This window comes from Maribacter algicola (assembly GCF_003933245.1).
GTDB lineage: Bacteria > Bacteroidota > Bacteroidia > Flavobacteriales > Flavobacteriaceae > Maribacter > Maribacter algicola.
In genome coordinates this window covers 1,628,403-1,646,880 of the sequence record NZ_QUSX01000001.1, presented here as the reverse complement: position 1 = coordinate 1,646,880, position 18,478 = coordinate 1,628,403, and the positions used below count along the sequence as shown (strand labels likewise).

Genomic DNA, 18,478 nt, shown 5'->3' with positions numbered 1-18,478 from the left:
TAGTTGTTGAACTAGAACCATTAACGAACAACCAAAAACCAAAAACTATGAACAATCTTATAGGCTCTCCAATAGATGCTTGAACTCCCCGGCATAGCGTGCCACAACGGTTTTGTCCAACCTTGGCTCCTCATCAATTCTTCCAATTAGGGGAACCCCTGTTTTATGTAATATGATCCTTTCCGTTTGGGGATTTTCCTTTCCGTTAAACAATACCGAGACATCATAGCCCTTGTTTTGTAACCAACCAATGGTCAGCAAGGTATGGTTGATACTTCCCAAATAGTGCTTGGAAACCACTACTACTTTATATTCCGGCATAATGATGTCGAACATGGTATCCTCATCATTTAGCGGAACCAAGAGGCCTCCAGCCCCTTCGATCACCAAATTCTTATCCGTAGTAGGTTCGTTAATATGGAAACGGTCTATTTTCACCCCGTCAATCTCCGCTGCGGCATGGGGACTCATGGCAGCCGTAAGCTCATAACTACTGGGCAATATATTAGTTCTATCGTTTGAAATAAGATTTTTTACGGTATCACTATCCGTTTGGTCTAGATCCCCAGACTGTATGGGCTTCCAATAATCTGCCTGAAGGGCTTCTGTTATAATTGCAGAAGCCACCGTTTTACCTACTCCCGTAGAAATACCAGTAACAAAAATCTTTTGCATGTTTAATTAATTTGATCACTTCCCGCACAAGCACAAGGGACATGTATTACAATATAGCTTTTATTTTAAGTAAAGCCTTAAACCTCTTCACTAATCCAATCTCGATTATCGAGTTATCATGCCACAATTTAGGCACTTATATTTTCTTTTCTCAAAAAAAGGAAAAAGTTTATAAAAAATCTCCTTCCTGTTATAATATACTTCAGATTTAGATGCTTTGCAGTTTGGACACGTAATTGGGTTCCCTTTTTCATCCAAAGCGTACGCTCTTATCTCGTTGTAAATCTCCAAGGCCCTATCCTTGTCTTGGGTATAGACCAGTAATTTTACACCTCCAATGGCATTACTTATCAGTGGGTCTGAATTCAAGGTGTTTTCATCACGCAGAAATACGGGAATACCTTCGGACTCCAATTTTCCTTTCATTATTTGGACATCGGCCACATATTCAAAAGAAGCCAATTGATAAAATTTCCCGTCCATATTCTAAATATACTTCGCCAATAATTGTAGGACCAACCCAATTTCCTCCTTCGAATTGTAACTATGAAGACAAAACCGTAATCGTTCCTTCCCCTCTGGAACCGTAGGGGAAAGGATGGCCTTTACATCAAAACCGTCATCGTTCAATTTAGCTGAAATCTTTCTGGTTTTTTCGTTGCCCGATATAATTACGGATTGAATCGCAGAATCACTATCGACTAGATTGGCCGCCAACTTCATTTTCTTCGCCTGGCTCTTAAAATATGCTATATTATCCATAAGAAGGCTGCGTTGGGCCTTTCCTTCAGCGGCCAAAAATTCATGGGAGGATAAAATACCGATGATATCATGTGGAGGCAGTGCCGTTGTATATATAAAGCTTCGGGAAAAATTTATGAGATAATCTCTAAGGGCATTGCTACCAAGTACTGCCGCTCCATGAACGCCTAGGGCCTTTCCAAAAGTAACGATCCTTGCAAAGATGGCCTTTTCCAATCCCGAGTCCTGTACCAACCCAAGACCTTGTTTTCCAATAACGCCAAAGGCATGTGCCTCATCTACTACCAGTCTATACCCTTCGGATTCACAAAAGGACGCGAACTGTTTTAAATCCGGGGAGTCACCATCCATGGAAAAAACGGATTCCGTAACGATGTACACTTCCACATCCGCTTCATCCAATAACGTATTTTTGATTTTCTCCTTTAAATCCGATAGGTCGTTATGCCCGAATTTATAGCTCTTGGCATGGCTCAATTGCAATCCATCGCGGATACTGGCATGTACAAGTTCATCATAAAAGACAAAATCCCCCCGTTGCGGAATACACCCAAAAAATCCGATATTGGCATCGTACCCTGAATTAAAAACTAGGGCATTCTCAGTATTATGGATCTGTGCCAATTTGGATTCCAAATCCTGAAACAGGAAATGGTTTCCAGTCAGTAATCGAGAACCTGTAGCCCCGTTTTGGCTTATATTATGTTTTAACAATAATTGGAAAGTCTTGGAGAAAAGGGTTTCGTTCTTGGCAAAACCCAAGTAATCGTTCGAGGAGAAATCAACCAATCCAGAAGGAAAGCTCAACTGTCTTAAAGATCCATCACTTGCTCTCTCATCAAGTTTTTTTTGAAGTTTTTTGGGAAGGTCTACCATTCCATCAAATTTAAAGCACAATCTATCAAAAAACCCAAAGAGAAAAATATTTTTTGATGCTATTTTTTATGGTACCGGCAGGTAATTCGCAAACTACTACCAAGTGCGTATTTATATTGTCATTTACGACCTAAACTCAAAAATTCAATCCGTAAATCTGTATATTTAAAACCGATGTTTCAAATTCTTTTATTATGAAATCCATACGTCCTCTATTTATACTATTCTGTGCAATTTCGTTTTCGTGGGCACAAACCAACACCTACACCATTTCCTTTCCGAATGCGGTCCACCACGAAGCGATAATTACGGCGACTTTTCCGGCCGTTACCACAGATACCCTATCGGTACGTATGAGCAGGACTTCCCCAGGGAGGTATGCCCTTCACGAATTTGCAAAGAATGTCTATGGGCTTAAAGCCTACGACGGTAATGGAAGTCCCTTGAAAGTGAATAGGCCAGACCCATACCAATGGGAAATACTTGGTCATGACGGTACCGTAAAAATCGAGTATATCCTATTTGCAAACCGTGGGGGCGGTACATATTCACAAATAGACGAAACCCATGCCCATTTAAATATACCGGCTACTTTTATGTTTGCACCAAGTTTGGAGGAAAGACCCATCGAAGTCACTTTTGATACAAGAGAAGATTTGAATTGGAAGGTTGCCACGCAACTACCCTTGGTTTCAGGTACCACCTATACGGCACCCAACTTGCAGTATTTTATGGATAGTCCCGTAGAAATTAGTGATTTTGACATGAGGGAATTTGATGTGGACGGACAAAAAATCCAGTTTGTTCTCCACCACAACGGAACGGATGAGGAACTGAATACTTATTTTGAAAAGGTAAAGAAAACGGTCTTGACAGAAAAGGAGGTTTATGGAGAATTGCCCAATTTTGATTATGGCCGATATACGTTTCTAGCCTGTTATATCCCCAATGCATCGGGCGACGGTATGGAGCATCGAAATTCGACCATTTTAACAAGTACTAGAAGTTTGGCCGACGGAGGTATGGAGCGAAATATTGGAACCGTTTCCCACGAGTTTTTTCACGCTTGGAACGTAGAAAGGATACGTCCAAAAAGTTTGGAGCCCTTCGACTTTGAAAAAGCCAATATGAGCGGGGCCCTTTGGTTTGCTGAAGGTTTTACGAGTTATTACACAAACCTAATACTCTGTAGGGCGGGATTAATGACACCTGAGGAATATATAGAAGGTCTAACGGGAACGTTCAATTATGTATGGAACTCACCGGCCAGACAATTTTTCAACCCCATAGAGATGAGCTACCAGGCACCTTTTGTAGATGCCGCCACTTCGGTCGATCCTGTCAACAGGGAGAATACGTTCATTTCCTATTATTCGTATGGTAGTGTTTTGGGCTTGGCCCTAGACCTTGCTTTAAGGGAAAAAGGATTGAACTTGGATGGGTACATGAAACTTGTTTGGGAAAAATTTGGTAAGACCCAAATTCCCTATAAAATAAAGGACTTACAAAACACATTGGGCGAATATGCCGGAAAGAAGTTTGCCGATACTTTCTTTAATTCCTATATCTATAAAAGCGAAATGCCCAATTACAAAAGCCTTTTTGAAATAGTAGGTGTAGCACTTGAAACAAAGGCTGAGTCGGCTTATTTAGGAATTTCCGCTCGTTTGAATGGAGACGGCCATGGCGAAATAACCACGAATCCAAAAATGGGAAGTCCTGCATACATAGCAGGTTTGGATAAAGGGGATATTATTACCTCCATTAATGGGAGCGCATTTCCTAATGGGCAACAATTTGATGACTTCCTATCTCAATTTAACCCAGGAGATGTCCTAAAAATTGAATTTGAAAGATTTGGAAAGCCAAAAACAACCCAAGCAAAATTGGTTCCCAGTCCCATATATGTTATTTATCCTTCGGAGAAAGAAGGGGATGAATTGACAAAAAAGCAACGCGATGCCAGGAAGGACTGGTTAAAGCTGAAATAGATGGATATACACTACTGTCGCGCCACCTCGGACGAGGATCTACATGACATCCTGGAGCTTCAACAAAACAATACACCAAGTTTCCTTTCCGATGAAGAAAAGTCAAAGGAGGGCTTTTTAACGGTCATCCACACTTTTGATTTGTTGAAGCTGATGAATACGGATTGTCCACATATCATCGCAAAGGTTAATGATGAAGTTATAGGCTATGCCTTATGCATGACACGGAAATTCGGTTCCGAAATTCCTCTTCTGTCCCCCATGTTCAAAATGTCGGATATTTTCTTGGCCGGAAAAAAGTACTTGGCCATGGGACAAATCTGTGTTGCCAAGGAATTTAGGGGTCAAGGGGTATTTAGGGGGTTGTATTCCTTTTATAAACGACAACTTCAACAAGATTTTGACGGACTAATTACCGAAGTGGCCGCAAGCAACAAACGTTCCTTAAACGCCCATTTGAGTGTAGGATTTAAAATCCTGCAAACCCAGGTATCCGAGGGTATTTCCTGGGAATTGGTCTATTGGGATTGGAACTAATTGTTTCTTTTTACAATATTTTATTATTGTTTTTCAATAATTATTTTATATTTGTTATTGTTAAACAATAATTTTGTTATGAAAATGTTTGGTCCAAAATCAGTCTCAAGTTATTTGTTCTATGTTTTCCGCTTAGGGGCCATTGGCTCCTTAGTTTTGGCACTTTTTATTTTACTTTCCTTTGTTATAGGCAATTATGAACTAAAAGATGGTCGTTTTACCATTCCTTTTCCACTGTTCCCCTACTTTGACGTCAAGGGTGATTATAAAACTTCCATCATAATAAGCATCACACTAGTTTTAATTTACGGTGGTGGATTTCTTTACAGTTTGTCAATGATTTTGAAATCATTCAAGTCGGCAGTTCTTTTTAGTCCAGCGGCCATTCGTCATTTAAAAATATTGGCAATGATCAATATATTGGTTTTCCCAATAGTATATTTATCGTTACGGCTGATAATACTGAATATTTCAATAATGAATGGGATCCATAATTTGATTCTCAGTTTAATATTCGGTGTGTTTTTGCTCTTTATTGCTGCAATTTTCAAAAGAGGACTTAAAGTTCAAAATGAAAACGATTTAACGATTTAGTATGGGAATCGTCGTAAACTTAGATGTCATGTTGGCAAAACGGAAAATGAAGAGCAAGGAACTTGCTGAAGCCATTGGTATAACAGAAGCCAACCTTTCCATTTTGAAATCGGGTAAGGCAAAGGCGATTCGATTTTCAACACTTGAAGCAATTTGCAAGGTCTTAGAATGTCAGCCCGGGGATTTATTGGAGTTTGAGAGTTAAAAACAGAGCAGAAATCAAAAGACAAAAAATACGGAATTAACACCCTTATAGTCCACTAAAGGGGCAATAAAAAACCCAATTCATTCGAATTGGGTCATTATTATTTTAGTCCCCGTCTTTTGGAGGGGTTAGGGGAGGCCTTTTTAATCCGCCAAAACAATCACTTTATTATCTTTCAGTTCCACGGTACCACTGGAAATCTCCAAAACCGTATTTCCATTTTGATCTTTGGTGAATTTGGAAGCAAATTCCTCATCCAGAGAGACATTACCTTGAACCTTTACCTTTCCTTCCTGCAAAAGGGAAACAATGGGTGCGTGGTTTTGCAACATTTGAAATTCCCCATTTATACCGGGAACGGTTACTGAAGCCACCTCTCCTGAAAATAAAGTTGCCTCGGGCGATACAATTTCTAAATACATACTTCTCTAGTTATGAGTTTTAAGTTAAAAGTTAAGAGTACAAGTAACTAAAACTATGAACTAATAACTTTAAACTATTAACTGTTTACGCTTCGGCAAGCATTTTTTCTCCTGCTTCAATAGCCTCTTCGATAGTACCTTTTAGGTTGAAGGCAGATTCTGGCAAGTGATCCAACTCACCGTCCATAATCATATTAAACCCTTTTATGGTCTCCTTAATATCTACAAGGACTCCTGGGATACCCGTAAACTGCTCGGCAACGTGGAAGGGTTGGGATAGAAAACGCTGTACACGTCTTGCACGACCTACAGCCAGTTTATCCTCTTCGGACAATTCTTCCATACCCAAAATCGCGATAATGTCCTGTAACTCTTTATAACGTTGCAACAACTCTTTAACACGTTGTGCACAAGCATAATGGTTTTTTCCTAAAATCTCCGGTGTTAAGATCCTAGAAGTGGAATCCAAGGGATCTACCGCTGGGTAGATACCCAATTCGGCAATCTTTCTGGAAAGTACCGTTGTAGCGTCCAAATGGGCAAAAGTAGTTGCGGGAGCCGGGTCAGTTAAGTCATCCGCAGGTACGTAAACCGCCTGTACCGAAGTAATGGAACCTCTTTTGGTCGAAGTAATTCGTTCCTGCATAGCACCCATCTCAGTAGCCAATGTTGGTTGGTAACCTACCGCAGAAGGCATACGACCTAACAATGCAGATACTTCTGAACCGGCTTGCGTAAATCGGAAAATATTATCAACGAAGAAAAGAACGTCTTTTCCTTGTCCTTCCCCTGAACCGTCACGGAAATACTCGGCAATGGTCAAACCAGAAAGGGCTACACGGGCACGTGCTCCCGGTGGTTCGTTCATCTGTCCAAAAACGAATGTCGCTTTGGAATCCTTCATGGCCTTTTTATCCACTTTGGACAAATCCCATCCACCTTCTTCCATGGAGTGCATAAAATCATCACCGTATTTAATAATACCGGACTCCAACATCTCACGAAGTAAATCGTTCCCCTCACGGGTTCTTTCTCCAACACCGGCAAACACGGAAAGTCCACCGTGTCCTTTGGCAATGTTATTGATCAATTCTTGGATCAAAACCGTTTTTCCAACACCAGCACCACCAAAAAGACCAATCTTACCACCTTTCGCATAAGGTTCGATCAAATCGATTACCTTAATACCGGTAAACAGTACCTCTGTAGAAGTGGAAAGGTCCTCAAACTTTGGAGCTTCCCTGTGAATAGGCAAACCATCCTTACCGGATTTGGGCAAATTGCCCAATCCATCAATAGCATCACCAATAACATTAAACAGACGTCCGTATACATCATCCCCTATAGGCATCTGAATCGCAGCACCTGTAGCAACGACTTCAGTTCCCCTGCTCAATCCGTCGGTAGAATCCATTGAGATGGTCCTAACTGTATTCTCTCCAACATGCGACTGAACTTCCAAAACCAATTTTGAATTGTCCTTATTGGTTATCTCCAAGGAGTCATAGATTTTAGGAAGGTCATCTCCCGACTGAAATTCTACATCAACCACGGGTCCAATGATTTGCGAAACTTTACCTGTAACTTTTGACATTACTAATCTGTTTATATATTACTTTAAAAATATCTTAAAAAATGCTCTGATTTTCAGGCTGCAAAGATATGCCTTTCCCTTTTAAACAAAAATTGTTTTTTTGGGTTTTTTCCAAAACAAAAAAGATGCACTAAAATGCATCTTTTTTGTTAGTTCTTATCATTTTAGAGCTATTGCAGGGTTGGTGAAAAGTTGGTAGGATAATCCCCTACATTAACCAAATTGCCTGAATCCTCAAAATTGGAACCATATGTAGCATCGATAGCCTTCATGAATTCATTGGCCAATAGCGCATATCCCCTAGCCGTTGGATGGATACCATCCAATGAAAAAGCCCCACCAGTTACCAGACTAGCCGTTAGGGTGTATTGACCACTTGTTATTCCTCCATTCGCCAATTGGTTCAAAAGAGCATTGGCGTCAACGAATGCCAAACCTGCCTGACTGGCAGCCGCGGAAATAATTGCATTAAATGCATCTGTGGCATTCGCAATTTCCATTTGTTCCTCAGGAATTAGAACCCATTTATCCGCCAAGGGCAAGGTAATGCCCTCCACTGAAAATTGGCCCGCCAATTCTTGGGAAAGTCCCTGGGCCATTAAAGCACCGGCCACCTCTAAATTTGGCTGACCAATAACGGCAGAAGAGGGCAAGACAAACAAATCGTCTTCAGTAGCCTCACGTGCCTGCCCATAGGTTGTCCCCAACAAATTGGCCACTAAGGGAGCCGCTTGCGCCGGCAACCCAAAGGATTGTACAAATGCGGGGAACGTAGGACTGGCATTCAGCACTCCCGCAATTTGGGCGGAGAGGTCCGTTAAAGTTTCATCTTGGATAATGACCTCACTGGCCGCCGTGGTGGAAAATTCAATAGATCGCTCAGGTACGCCCAAAAAGGCAAAGACCTGATTCAGCTGCCCAAATATTCCATTCAAGGTAGGAATCAACGGCCCAAACGACTCGTTGGTGGGGTCCAATGGATTATGTGGCACGGTCGTAAAATGAGGTATACTCGTAACATCCGGGATATTGGCAACCACCCCTTGAGCCCCACCAGATGTAAGTGTTTGTATCAAAGCGCCGTAGGTATTTTCAAATCCAACACCCGGAGGACCATCAATTGGAGTTATTGGGTTGGTTCCATCACCTCCTGTAGTGGCATAACCAAGTACATCATTGTTTCCGATCCATAAAGAAAAGAACGTTGGGGATTGGCTTACGGCCATTTCCAGAACACTGATATTTGGCGTGGAACCCGTCATTCGAACAAAATAAGGATTGGCCAACCCTAAGGACACATTGCCCAAATTACCGTAACCAGGAGCTAACAGATGAAAGCTTTTGGCCCCAGGTACTCCCAAATTGTTAAAAGGTCCCGTAGGATTATTTAGTGCAATATCCGTACCTACTGTTACGGGTCCAATTATGGATTCAAGTGACACAGGACCTGCCCCTCCAAATACCAATCTTGGCCCTTGAATTCGGTTACCACCAGCGGCCAGACCGCCAAAATTATCGCTGGTTAGCGGTTGTACGAACGCGCCACCTCCTGCTATCGCAAATTTTTGGGAAAGTATATTTGGCAAGGAAAAATTTTGCCCAGCTTGAAACAATGCACCATCCGTAAAACCGGCCGTTAGGGAATTTCCCAAAGAAATATAATTGGAAAAATCAGCTGAGCCTGACGTAAGTTCTGGTTTGGCTTCAGGTTCAATACTTGGGTCCAAATCTACATCCTCCGGGTCGTTACAATTAGTAAAGACCAATAGAAGGGAGGATAAAAATATATAGGTTATTCTTTTCATTTCTAAACGGAATTTAAATTTCATTTTTAGTTGTTGATTGTCCATGACAGATAATACATAGACCCAATAAATCCGGTTCCGAAGGCCGTAAAGTATTCATCGCCCAACAAGTTGTTACCACCAATCTTAAAGGTAGATTTTATGCTAGGTACAGTGTAATTGATCTGTGCATCTACCACATGGAATTCCGGAACGACCCCATTACCAAAAGTAGCCTCCCAGTAGTAATCATCGCTGAACCTGTAGTTGACATTGAAACCAAAATTCTTGAACAGCTCTGCATTACCAAAAGAAGCCTTAAACTGGTGTTCCGGTGTATTAAATCCCACTTGGAAATCAGGATTGGCAACCCTGTCAAAATCCAACTTCGCATACGTATAGCTTCCACTTAAGTCAAAATCACCTAAAACCTTTGCGGTAAGCCCTAAAGAAGCTCCATAGGAATTAATGTTTACATCTGAATTGGTATAGGCTTGATAAGTCTGAAAATCACGATTTGATATAGCCGCCACAGACAAGGACCCATCACCGACTGTACCGTAATAGGGTGCAATAACATTTTCAGGGGCCAAGAAATTGCTATAGCTATTGTAATAGGCACTTAAGTCTATAACTAATTTTTTGACCTTCCCACGATAGCCTACCTCCGCCGATGTAACCTGCTCTGGCTGTACCACATCTGGATTAGCAATCTCAAGGACTGCCGGGTTTCCTGTTTCCGATAACCTCAAAACAGATTCTGCAGTATAAGAATTCTCGTAAGCAGCTCTACCCGTTTGAACGATAGTACTTGGTTGTCCCAATAGCTGTCCTCCTCCACTAACATCAAATGTCCTTTGATACCTATCCAGGTTATCTGGTGCGGCACCGACCAAAATGGCCCTACCTGCATCCAAGCCAATAAAAAGATCCTGCGTGGTAGGGTTTCTAAAACCAGTTTGTATGGACGCCCTAATGTTATGGTCTCTATTTAAGGTATACCCTGCCGAAAATCTAGGCGAGAAAAAGCCATCAAAAAATTCATTTTTATCGTATCGTACGGAAGCAGTCAATTTTAGGCTTCTTTCATCCGCCATTTCAATCTTTTTTTGTACCTGTGTATATAAACCATATTCAGAGTAATCAATCGGTCCATCCGCATCCGTATAAATAGTTCCGAAGGAATTTAGACTGTACTGCCTGAATGAACCCCCTATTTGTACTTCTGCCCAGTCCCATAAATGACCAAAATTATAATTGGCATCTGCGTGATAGTATTTAGAGGCATCCCTGAACTGCGATCCCCTAGAGAGGTCTGGGTTCTTGATTACTCTATCAAAGGCCGCCTGAAATTCTGGAGTGCCGGGCAAAAACCTTCCTGATTCCGCCTGGGCCCTAGCGGCAGCATGGGCCTGCTCTTCCGTGGCACCAGCCAATGATGCCTGCACAAAAGTACCCGTATACTCTCCGAACCAAGTATTATCGTCTTTCCATGCCCTGTTGATATTGATTCCCGTAAAAACCATATCATAGGAGTCCCCGGCCTTATCGGATACTACATAACCTCTTAGGAAAAAATTGTCGTTCCTAAGTTCCAATTTATGTTGTTCTTGAAAAAAGTTCGCTATGTTATAGCGGTTGGTACCTTGGTAAATGGTATTTCCTGTACCTATTTTACCTACATAGGAAATCTCTAGGTTGTTGCCCTCTATCGGCCTATAGTAAAGGCCCCAGTCTGATTTAATACTTCGGGCGGTATAGTTTGTCAAATCGCCCTCGTTGTAGCCAGTACGGCTAACTTCAACCGAAGGGACCAAGGCATTTGCTCCATTTGGAAGGATTCCCAAGCCTTCTAAGGTTACGGCCACATCTTTTATATCCGTAGATACTTCGTCCCCGTAGACATTTATACCATCATAATTTAAGGCATCCCTTGTGCGCCCAGGTACAAATTTATCAACAGTGCTGTTAGCGGCCCAATCGGTACCATCCAGATAACCAAAATTCCATTTTATAGCAAACTTATCACTGAACTTATGGGCAGCTCGCACACCCACATCTGTATACGAATTGGTACCCGCAGCTTCCTGGGAAGTAACACCTTGTTTAACCGAAACACTAATGCCTTGATAATCAAATGGACTTTTACTTCTCATAAATAGGATACCATTAAAAGCATTGGCTCCATATAATGCGGATGCCGCCCCTGGTAACAATTCTACACTAAGAACATCCGGTTCTATCATACCTACCAAGTTCCCAATAGGGAAGTTCAAGGCCGGAGTGGAGTTGTCCATCCCATCCACCAACTGCATGAATCTGGTATTTGCGAAAGTTGCAAATCCTCTGGTATTGACCGACTTAAAGGTTAAACTATTGGTGTTCACATCAACGCCCTTTAGGTTTTCGAGCCCACTATAAAAATCGGCCGATGCCGTATTTTTTATCGTTTCGATACCCATTCTTTCGACAGTGACCGGAGATTCAAATATCCTTTCAGGAGTTCTGGATGCGGAAATCACCACCTCGTCCAAGAACGTTTGGGCTTCGGATAAAACAACCCGTACAGTCTGGTTATCAGAGGTAATGTTTTGGAGTCCATCGGTATACCCAATGCTCGTAATACTTAACTGAAATGGGGGAACTTCAGAAGTCTGTAACACAAAATTACCGTCAAAATCGGTAGTAGTCCCAATGGCCTTGCCTACAATGACAATGTTGGCTCCAGGAATTGGCTCGCCGTTTTGGTCAACGACGTTTCCATTGATTGTAGTCTGCGCAAAACTTGCCGATCCAAACAAAATCAATGCTAACAGTAGTATTGTTCTCATTCTAAATTTGAGTTAAAATTTTTCGCAGATGAAGATACAGATAATTTCATACGAAAAATAGGAATTTGAAAAAAATTATGCATGCATAGTATTATTTTAATAAAATTGCCCCTATATTTTATAGGTAATCACAATCCAAAAACAAAAAAGGACGCAAAATTGCGTCCCTTTTCTTCTAAGTTTTTCGATTTTACTCTACCGTCACCGATTTTGCCAAGTTTCTGGGCTGGTCTACATTACACCCGCGCATCACGGCAATGTGATAGGAAAGTAATTGCAGCGGAATTGTTGTAAGCAACGGTGAAAGACTTTCCAAGGTCTCTGGAACTTCTATGACGTGATCTGCCAATTCCTTTACCTGTTCATCACCTTCCGTAACGATGGCAATAATCTTTCCCTTTCTGGATTTTATTTCCTGGATGTTACTGACCACTTTTTCATAATGCCCCTTTTTGGTGGCAATTACAAAAACGGGCATATGCTCGTCTATCAAAGCAATAGGTCCATGTTTCATTTCGGCCGCAGGGTAACCTTCTGCATGTATATAGCTGATTTCCTTTAGCTTTAAAGCACCTTCCAGTGCCACGGGGAAATTATATCCCCTGCCCAAATAAAGGCAGTTGGGCGAATCCTTATATACATCGGCGATAATCTCTATCAATGGGTTGGCTTCCAGTGCCTTTTCAACCTTATTGGGTATCGTCTCCAACTCGGTAAGGAATTCGTGGAATTTTGTTTCAGAAAAAGTACCCTTCTCCTTGGCCAACTTTAGCGCCAACAACGTCAATACGGTTATCTGGGTGGTGAAGGCTTTTGTAGAAGCCACACCTATTTCCGGTCCGGCATGTGTATATGCTCCGGCATCGGATTCCCGAGCAATGGAAGAACCCACTACGTTACAAACACCAAATACAAAAGCCCCTTTCTCCTTTGCCAACTTTATTGCCGCCAAGGTGTCAGCCGTTTCCCCGGATTGTGAAATGGCAATAAGCACATCCTTTTCGGTAATTACGGGGTTTCGATATCGAAATTCCGATGCATATTCTACCTCAACGGGAATTCTGGCCAAATCCTCAAATATATATTCTGCTACAAGACCCGCATGCCAAGATGTACCACAGGCAACAATGATAATCCTATTGGCATTCATGAATTTTTCCAAATTTTGGTCTATTCCCGCCATTCGAATTATTCCTTGGTCCGCAAGTAGCCGTCCTCTATAAGTGTCCTTTATGGCCCTAGGTTGTTCGTATATTTCCTTTAGCATAAAGTGGTCATAACCTCCTTTTTCTATTTCCTCCAAGTTCATTTGGAGCTCCAGTATTCTTGGATAGGCTACGGCATCATTCTTAATCTTTCTAAGTTTAATCTCCTTCCCAAGTCTTACAATAGCCATTTCCTCGTCTTCAAGATATACGGCGTTATTGGTAAACTCAATAAATGGTGAAGCATCCGATGCTATAAAAAATTCGTTTTCCCCAATTCCAATAGCCAAAGGACTACCCAATTTCGCCACAACGATTTCATCTGGTTTTTTACGATCAAAAACAGCTATGGCATAGGCACCTACAACTTGATTTAAAGCTATTTGCACTGCTTGGCCCAATTTAACGTCCTCCGTTTTTTTAACCTCTTCAATAAGATTGACCAAAACCTCAGTATCTGTGTCCGATGTAAAAGTATAGCCCCGTTTGGTCAACTCCTTTTTAATGGATTCATAGTTCTCTATGATTCCATTATGGATGATAACCAAATCGCCTGAATTGGAATAGTGTGGGTGGGAATTCACATCATTTGGAACGCCATGGGTGGCCCACCTTGTGTGGCCAATTCCTATGGAGCCGTTTTGGGAAATGCCGTTGGCCTTATGCCTTAAATCTTCAACCTTACCCTTCGTTTTGACCAAATTGATCTGGCTGCCATCATACAAAGCAATTCCGGCACTATCATACCCACGATATTCCAATCGTTGCAATCCTTTCATGATTATTGGATAGGCATCCCTATGTCCAATGTAGCCAACTATTCCGCACATATTATTTAATTAGAATTAGAAAAAGTAGTTCAAAAATAATCCAATGAACAAAAGTTCAATAAGTTATCTGTTTATTGAACGAATAAATCCTGTAAAGTGTATACGTTGTATGAAAAAAATCTGACAAAACAACTTTGAAAATTTTATTCTGTTTTGGTATAGCTTATTTCCAACTTTAACCTTTTATTGTAGTTAGGATCTGTTTCAGGGATATTACTCCCGAACAAAACAGTACCTAGTGGGGTAAGATTGGAAGTTATTGGAATATTTTCCTCTTCACCATTGGCAAATATGGCATTTAGGACATTGGAGTTTTGAATGCTTGTCGTAAGTGTAAGGCCCAACGTACTATTTACCGAATCCCGCACAACCAAATTATTAATATGATCCGTTATTCTAACCGTATATTTTAACCCAAGGCCATTTTCCTCTACAAGAATACCATCATAATTCAAATAGGTGCCGAATAACCCTCCAACCGTTGAATTACGTTCCGTGGCGGCATTGTATAAGGGGTTTTTGGTTTCAGAATTGTACAAATAGAGACGAGGTGGCTCTGCAGGCTCCATAGCCATACCTGGATAACTTCTATCCACATAGAACACCAAATTCGCTTCATTGATAATCCAATTATTGGCCCTAATCTCCTCCAAAATATTCTCAGCGTTATCCGGTTCAAAGAGCTCAATTTCCGTAGTTAAACCGGCTGCTCCTTTTAAGAAGATACGGGAGGCGTTTTGCTGGGTATTCAAAGCATCTATGACATCCTGCGGATAACTGTCATTTATATATGTGTTTACAGCGTTCCCTGAAAATCCAGATGCGGCAGAACCTGACAATAGACCTAACGTAAACGTGTTTTCACGCTCTTCAAGCCCTCCTTCCTCAGAGTTGAAGGCATTATACGTGTAAATAATGGAAATATTGGCCTGTGTCAAATCAAGCAATAGCATTGTAGGCTCTCCAATGGATTCCAAAAGAGATAGATGGATACCCCTTAAAAATTCTGAAAAATTTGCCTGACTCAATAATTCTGGCGAACCTTCCTTATTAAGTATATTATCCTGAAAAAATTGTTTGTTCAATGGGACTCTTATTCCCGGATCTAGCTTGGAAAAAATCAGGGATTCATCAACATCTTCTGTAGTTTCATCATCTTCGCCAGGCAGTAAGATTTCTTTATTATCGACAGTAATACTACCATCCACATCAGAATCAAACAAAACTTCTGATACAAATGTAGGCGCAAATTGTTGATTAGAATAGTACTGTTGAGCCTCCTGAAAATTAGAGTTAGGGTCTAGATCCCTAAGAAAATAAGTGGATCGTTGTACTTTCAGTCCAATAACTACAGGTCCGTCCACGTCATCAAAATTTCTAGCATTTACGTAAATGCTGTCCAAATCTATTGTATTGGCAAAATTATTTGCAAATATTCGGGAATCATCCGTATCATTGAGTCCATCAAGGTTCAAATCGACACTTTGGTCATCCAAGGGATCCGTATTGGCCGTTCTTTCCTCCCCATTTGTTGCTCCATCCCCGTCGCTGTCATTCGTTGCGTCTTCAGGAAGGTCATCAAATTCATCGGCTACACCATCGTTGTCCGTATCCCTTAATATCGCTTTGGTTAAGTAGGGAATATACAGGTAAACCTCCTTGACAGTTTCATCTTCATCAATGGTGGTTTCAGAATCATCGCTTGCGGCATTATCTTCTATACTTTGGGAAAGAACCCCAAAAGTTGGATTGCTGGTTGGCAATCTTAATTGTGTTGTAATAGAAGCAGTAGTCCTTCCATAGACAGGATCATCAAAGATGCCTAGTTGGTAAACCGGCAACTTATTGGTCCTAACCGCTTCAATATTACGGTTGTACGCGAACACATCGTATACCTCCTTTCCCGTTGAAAACGGATTTTCGCCCGTTACTCCCGCACCTATAGTCGTCAGGTCTTGCTCGCAGGATAAAAATATCGCAGATATTAAAAATGCCCCACATAGTATGGGTATAGCCCGCTTTTGAAAAATGTTCATTCAGATTATTTTAAAACTTGCGTATTATAAAAATTAGCATATGCTTCCTCAAATTCTTGGATAGGAACATATCCTAACACAGGTTTTTCTTGGTTGGAAATATGTGTTGTTAAATCTTCCGGAATTTCTTCCGAGGCTAAAATAATGGCATCGGAATAATCGACGGCCACTTTTAACAAATTATTATAGGAGGGGTTTTCCAAAGAGGCAATTTCTTCTTCGGGAATACCATCAAAAGCGATCCTTTTGATCATATCCTTATCAAGCTCTCCCTCAAAAGTCTTACCATAGACGGAAAGGACTATTTTACTATCGGCAAAAAGTGGTTCGTCTGCGTAATACTTCTTAAGATATAGCGGCAACAAACTGGCCATCCATCCATGCACATGTATGATATCAGGCGACCAATTTAATTTCTTGACGGTTTCCATGACACCTTTGGCAAAAAAAATGGCCCTTTGGTCATTATCAGGAAACAACTCCCCTTTTTTATCTGCAAAAGTTGCTTTACGCTTAAAATATTCTTCGTTGTCTATAAAATAAACCTGTATACGTTCCCTTGGAATGGAAGCTACCTTAATGATCAACGGCATGTCCATATCGTTTATGACAAGATTCATACCAGACAACCGGATCACTTCATGTAATTGATGTCTTCTTTCGTTGATGTTACCGTACCTCGGCATAAAGATCCTGATCTGGCCTCCATTGCTATTGACCATTCTAGGAGCCTCATAGGACATATGTGAAACTTCATTTTCGGGGAGGTATGGAACTAATTCAGAAGATACAAACAATACCTTTTTACCATTCATAAAAACTTTCTTTTATTTTTCGTGGAAACGCAGGTGCAAAATTACAAAAAATATAGAGATTACCAGTATTTATAGTAAGTTTGCTCGCTAATTACGTTTTCACATGCTCCCCATCAAGACTAAAAATGAACTTGATAAACTATTAAAAAGTAAGTCCAATTCAAAAGTGCTAGGTCTTGTTCCAACCATGGGGGCATTGCATAAAGGGCATTTGGAACTGGTTAAAAAAGCGGTTCAGGAGAATGATCTTGTCGTAGTAAGCATTTTTGTAAATCCTACGCAATTCGACAATCCGGAAGACCTTAAGAAATACCCTAGAGACCTGTCCAAGGACCTTGCCCTCATTGAAAGCATTGATTCAGACATTCTTGTTTTTGCACCATCCGTTTCTGAGATTTACGAGCACTCCGTCCACTCAAAAACATATGATTTCCAGGGTTTGGACAACGTGATGGAAGGAGAATTCAGGGACGACCATTTTAATGGGGTAGGTACGATAGTGGAGCAACTTTTCAAACTAATTAAACCGGATAACGCCTATTTTGGAGAAAAGGATTTTCAACAACTACGTATTATAAAAAAACTGGTGGAAATACAGAAAATTCCCGTGAATATTATTCCCTGCCCTATTATTAGGGAAGCCCACGGATTGGCAATGAGTTCCAGAAATGAAAGGTTGAGCGAAAAAATGCGACTAAAGGCGGGGTTTATCTTTAAGACCTTGCAATCTGCCAAGGAAAAATTTGGCACGAAAAGTGCTTTAAAGGTGAAGGAATGGGTAAAAAACCAATTTCTTAAAGAGGGGGATTTTGAGGTGGAATATTTTGAAATTGCCGATGTGGAAACGTTAAGCCCATTGAAAAGAAAAGTAAAGAACAAAAAATATAGGGCGTTTATTGCCGTTTATGCCGAAGATGTAAGGCTAATTGACAACATAGCACTCAATTGATTAATTTTGTCCCATGCAAGTACAAGTAGTAAAGTCCAAGATTCATCGTGTAAAAGTAACAGGAGCAGACCTGAACTATATAGGAAGCATTACCATTGACGAGGACTTGATGGATGCTGCCAATATTATACAAGGAGAAAAGGTCCAGATCGTGAACAATGACAATGGCGAACGACTTGAAACCTATGTAATACCCGGTCCTAGAAATAGCGGAGAGATCACCCTAAATGGGGCGGCAGCCAGAAAAGTAGCCGTAGGGGATGTTCTTATTTTGATTACTTATGCCTGGATGCCTTTAGAGGAAGCAAAAACCTTCAATCCAAGCCTCGTTTTCCCAGATGAGAAAACCAATCTATTGAAATAGGTTTGCTT

At 41.0% G+C, this 18,478-nt stretch carries 16 protein-coding genes; 6 read left to right on the top strand and 10 right to left on the bottom strand.

Going from position 1 to position 18,478, the window contains the following annotated elements; translation table 11 throughout:
- Positions 1 to 57: 57 nt before the first annotated feature.
- The 3 genes from bioD to DZC72_RS06965 all read right to left on the bottom strand — a co-directional run bounded on the left by bioD (position 58) and on the right by DZC72_RS06965 (position 2,313).
- Positions 58 to 675: a dethiobiotin synthase gene (bioD, locus tag DZC72_RS06975; protein ID WP_125222127.1), complete on the bottom strand. Its 618-nt coding sequence runs from the start codon at positions 673 to 675 to the stop codon at positions 58 to 60.
- 105 nt (positions 676 to 780) lie between these two features.
- Positions 781 to 1,158, bottom strand: coding sequence for a putative signal transducing protein (locus tag DZC72_RS06970; RefSeq protein ID WP_125222126.1), 378 nt, complete (start codon positions 1,156 to 1,158; stop codon positions 781 to 783).
- A gap of 3 nt (positions 1,159 to 1,161) precedes the next feature.
- Positions 1,162 to 2,313, bottom strand: a complete 1,152-nt coding sequence (locus DZC72_RS06965) for an aminotransferase class I/II-fold pyridoxal phosphate-dependent enzyme (protein ID WP_125222125.1) — start codon at positions 2,311 to 2,313, stop codon at positions 1,162 to 1,164.
- Positions 2,314 to 2,507: 194 nt separating this feature from the next.
- Between DZC72_RS06965 and DZC72_RS06960 the strand changes: the two genes are divergently transcribed.
- The 4 genes from DZC72_RS06960 (at position 2,508) to DZC72_RS06945 (ending at position 5,640) form a co-directional block, all read left to right on the top strand.
- Positions 2,508 to 4,304 (top strand): M61 family metallopeptidase, encoded by a 1,797-nt coding sequence (locus tag DZC72_RS06960; protein WP_125222124.1) that lies wholly within the window; start codon positions 2,508 to 2,510, stop codon positions 4,302 to 4,304.
- Positions 4,305 to 4,841, top strand: coding sequence for a GNAT family N-acetyltransferase (locus DZC72_RS06955; RefSeq protein WP_125222123.1), 537 nt, complete (start codon positions 4,305 to 4,307; stop codon positions 4,839 to 4,841).
- Positions 4,842 to 4,919: 78 nt separating this feature from the next.
- The gene (locus DZC72_RS06950) at positions 4,920 to 5,435 is read left to right on the top strand and encodes a DUF2975 domain-containing protein (protein ID WP_125222122.1); all 516 of its coding nucleotides are present in this window, start codon (positions 4,920 to 4,922) and stop codon (positions 5,433 to 5,435) included.
- Between the two features lies 1 nt (position 5,436).
- The gene (locus DZC72_RS06945) at positions 5,437 to 5,640 is read left to right on the top strand and encodes a helix-turn-helix domain-containing protein (RefSeq protein ID WP_125222121.1); all 204 of its coding nucleotides are present in this window, start codon (positions 5,437 to 5,439) and stop codon (positions 5,638 to 5,640) included.
- Positions 5,641 to 5,783: 143 nt separating this feature from the next.
- On the opposite strand, the gene DZC72_RS06940 is transcribed toward DZC72_RS06945, so the two are convergent.
- The 7 genes from DZC72_RS06940 to DZC72_RS06910 all read right to left on the bottom strand — a co-directional run bounded on the left by DZC72_RS06940 (position 5,784) and on the right by DZC72_RS06910 (position 17,157).
- Positions 5,784 to 6,062, bottom strand: a complete 279-nt coding sequence (locus DZC72_RS06940) for a F0F1 ATP synthase subunit epsilon (RefSeq protein ID WP_125222120.1) — start codon at positions 6,060 to 6,062, stop codon at positions 5,784 to 5,786.
- Positions 6,063 to 6,147: 85 nt separating this feature from the next.
- Positions 6,148 to 7,656: a F0F1 ATP synthase subunit beta gene (gene atpD / locus DZC72_RS06935; RefSeq protein WP_125222119.1), complete on the bottom strand. Its 1,509-nt coding sequence runs from the start codon at positions 7,654 to 7,656 to the stop codon at positions 6,148 to 6,150.
- Between the two features lie 170 nt (positions 7,657 to 7,826).
- On the bottom strand, positions 7,827 to 9,461 hold the full coding sequence (locus tag DZC72_RS06930; protein WP_125222118.1) for an SGNH/GDSL hydrolase family protein: 1,635 nt from the start codon (positions 9,459 to 9,461) through the stop codon (positions 7,827 to 7,829).
- 26 nt (positions 9,462 to 9,487) lie between these two features.
- Positions 9,488 to 12,271 (bottom strand): TonB-dependent receptor, encoded by a 2,784-nt coding sequence (locus DZC72_RS06925; RefSeq protein ID WP_125222117.1) that lies wholly within the window; start codon positions 12,269 to 12,271, stop codon positions 9,488 to 9,490.
- A 190-nt stretch (positions 12,272 to 12,461) separates the two neighbouring features.
- Positions 12,462 to 14,306, bottom strand: coding sequence for a glutamine--fructose-6-phosphate transaminase (isomerizing) (gene glmS, locus DZC72_RS06920; protein WP_125222116.1), 1,845 nt, complete (start codon positions 14,304 to 14,306; stop codon positions 12,462 to 12,464).
- 143 nt (positions 14,307 to 14,449) lie between these two features.
- A complete protein-coding gene (locus tag DZC72_RS06915) occupies positions 14,450 to 16,342 on the bottom strand; it encodes a DUF4270 family protein (RefSeq protein ID WP_125222115.1) in 1,893 nt (630 codons plus the stop codon).
- A gap of 5 nt (positions 16,343 to 16,347) precedes the next feature.
- Positions 16,348 to 17,157 carry a glycogen/starch synthase gene (locus DZC72_RS06910; protein ID WP_125222114.1) on the bottom strand — a complete coding sequence of 270 codons (810 nt, stop codon included), beginning with the start codon at positions 17,155 to 17,157 and terminating at the stop codon, positions 16,348 to 16,350.
- A 103-nt stretch (positions 17,158 to 17,260) separates the two neighbouring features.
- On the opposite strand from DZC72_RS06910, the gene panC reads away from it, so the two are divergent.
- On the top strand, positions 17,261 to 18,106 hold the full coding sequence (panC, locus tag DZC72_RS06905; protein ID WP_125222113.1) for a pantoate--beta-alanine ligase: 846 nt from the start codon (positions 17,261 to 17,263) through the stop codon (positions 18,104 to 18,106).
- Positions 18,107 to 18,119: 13 nt separating this feature from the next.
- Complete coding sequence (panD, locus tag DZC72_RS06900; protein WP_099545342.1) at positions 18,120 to 18,470, top strand: aspartate 1-decarboxylase; 351 nt, start codon at positions 18,120 to 18,122, stop codon at positions 18,468 to 18,470.
- The last annotated feature ends 8 nt before the right edge of the window (positions 18,471 to 18,478 follow it).

Bases quoted from the DNA above. Each gene is read 5' to 3' on its own strand.
- bioD (WP_125222127.1), bottom strand. From the start codon at position 675: ATGCAAAAGATTTTTGTTACTGGTATTTCTACGGGAGTAGGTAAAACG.
- DZC72_RS06970 (WP_125222126.1), bottom strand. From the start codon at position 1,158: ATGGACGGGAAATTTTATCAATTGGCTTCTTTTGAATATGTGGCCGAT.
- DZC72_RS06965 (WP_125222125.1), bottom strand. From the start codon at position 2,313: ATGGTAGACCTTCCCAAAAAACTTCAAAAAAAACTTGATGAGAGAGCA.
- DZC72_RS06960 (WP_125222124.1), top strand. From the start codon at position 2,508: ATGAAATCCATACGTCCTCTATTTATACTATTCTGTGCAATTTCGTTT.
- DZC72_RS06955 (WP_125222123.1), top strand. From the start codon at position 4,305: ATGGATATACACTACTGTCGCGCCACCTCGGACGAGGATCTACATGAC.
- DZC72_RS06950 (WP_125222122.1), top strand. From the start codon at position 4,920: ATGAAAATGTTTGGTCCAAAATCAGTCTCAAGTTATTTGTTCTATGTT.
- DZC72_RS06945 (WP_125222121.1), top strand. From the start codon at position 5,437: ATGGGAATCGTCGTAAACTTAGATGTCATGTTGGCAAAACGGAAAATG.
- DZC72_RS06940 (WP_125222120.1), bottom strand. From the start codon at position 6,062: ATGTATTTAGAAATTGTATCGCCCGAGGCAACTTTATTTTCAGGAGAG.
- atpD (WP_125222119.1), bottom strand. From the start codon at position 7,656: ATGTCAAAAGTTACAGGTAAAGTTTCGCAAATCATTGGACCCGTGGTT.
- DZC72_RS06930 (WP_125222118.1), bottom strand. From the start codon at position 9,461: ATGAAAAGAATAACCTATATATTTTTATCCTCCCTTCTATTGGTCTTT.
- DZC72_RS06925 (WP_125222117.1), bottom strand. From the start codon at position 12,271: ATGAGAACAATACTACTGTTAGCATTGATTTTGTTTGGATCGGCAAGT.
- glmS (WP_125222116.1), bottom strand. From the start codon at position 14,306: ATGTGCGGAATAGTTGGCTACATTGGACATAGGGATGCCTATCCAATA.
- DZC72_RS06915 (WP_125222115.1), bottom strand. From the start codon at position 16,342: ATGAACATTTTTCAAAAGCGGGCTATACCCATACTATGTGGGGCATTT.
- DZC72_RS06910 (WP_125222114.1), bottom strand. From the start codon at position 17,157: ATGAATGGTAAAAAGGTATTGTTTGTATCTTCTGAATTAGTTCCATAC.
- panC (WP_125222113.1), top strand. From the start codon at position 17,261: ATGCTCCCCATCAAGACTAAAAATGAACTTGATAAACTATTAAAAAGT.
- panD (WP_099545342.1), top strand. From the start codon at position 18,120: ATGCAAGTACAAGTAGTAAAGTCCAAGATTCATCGTGTAAAAGTAACA.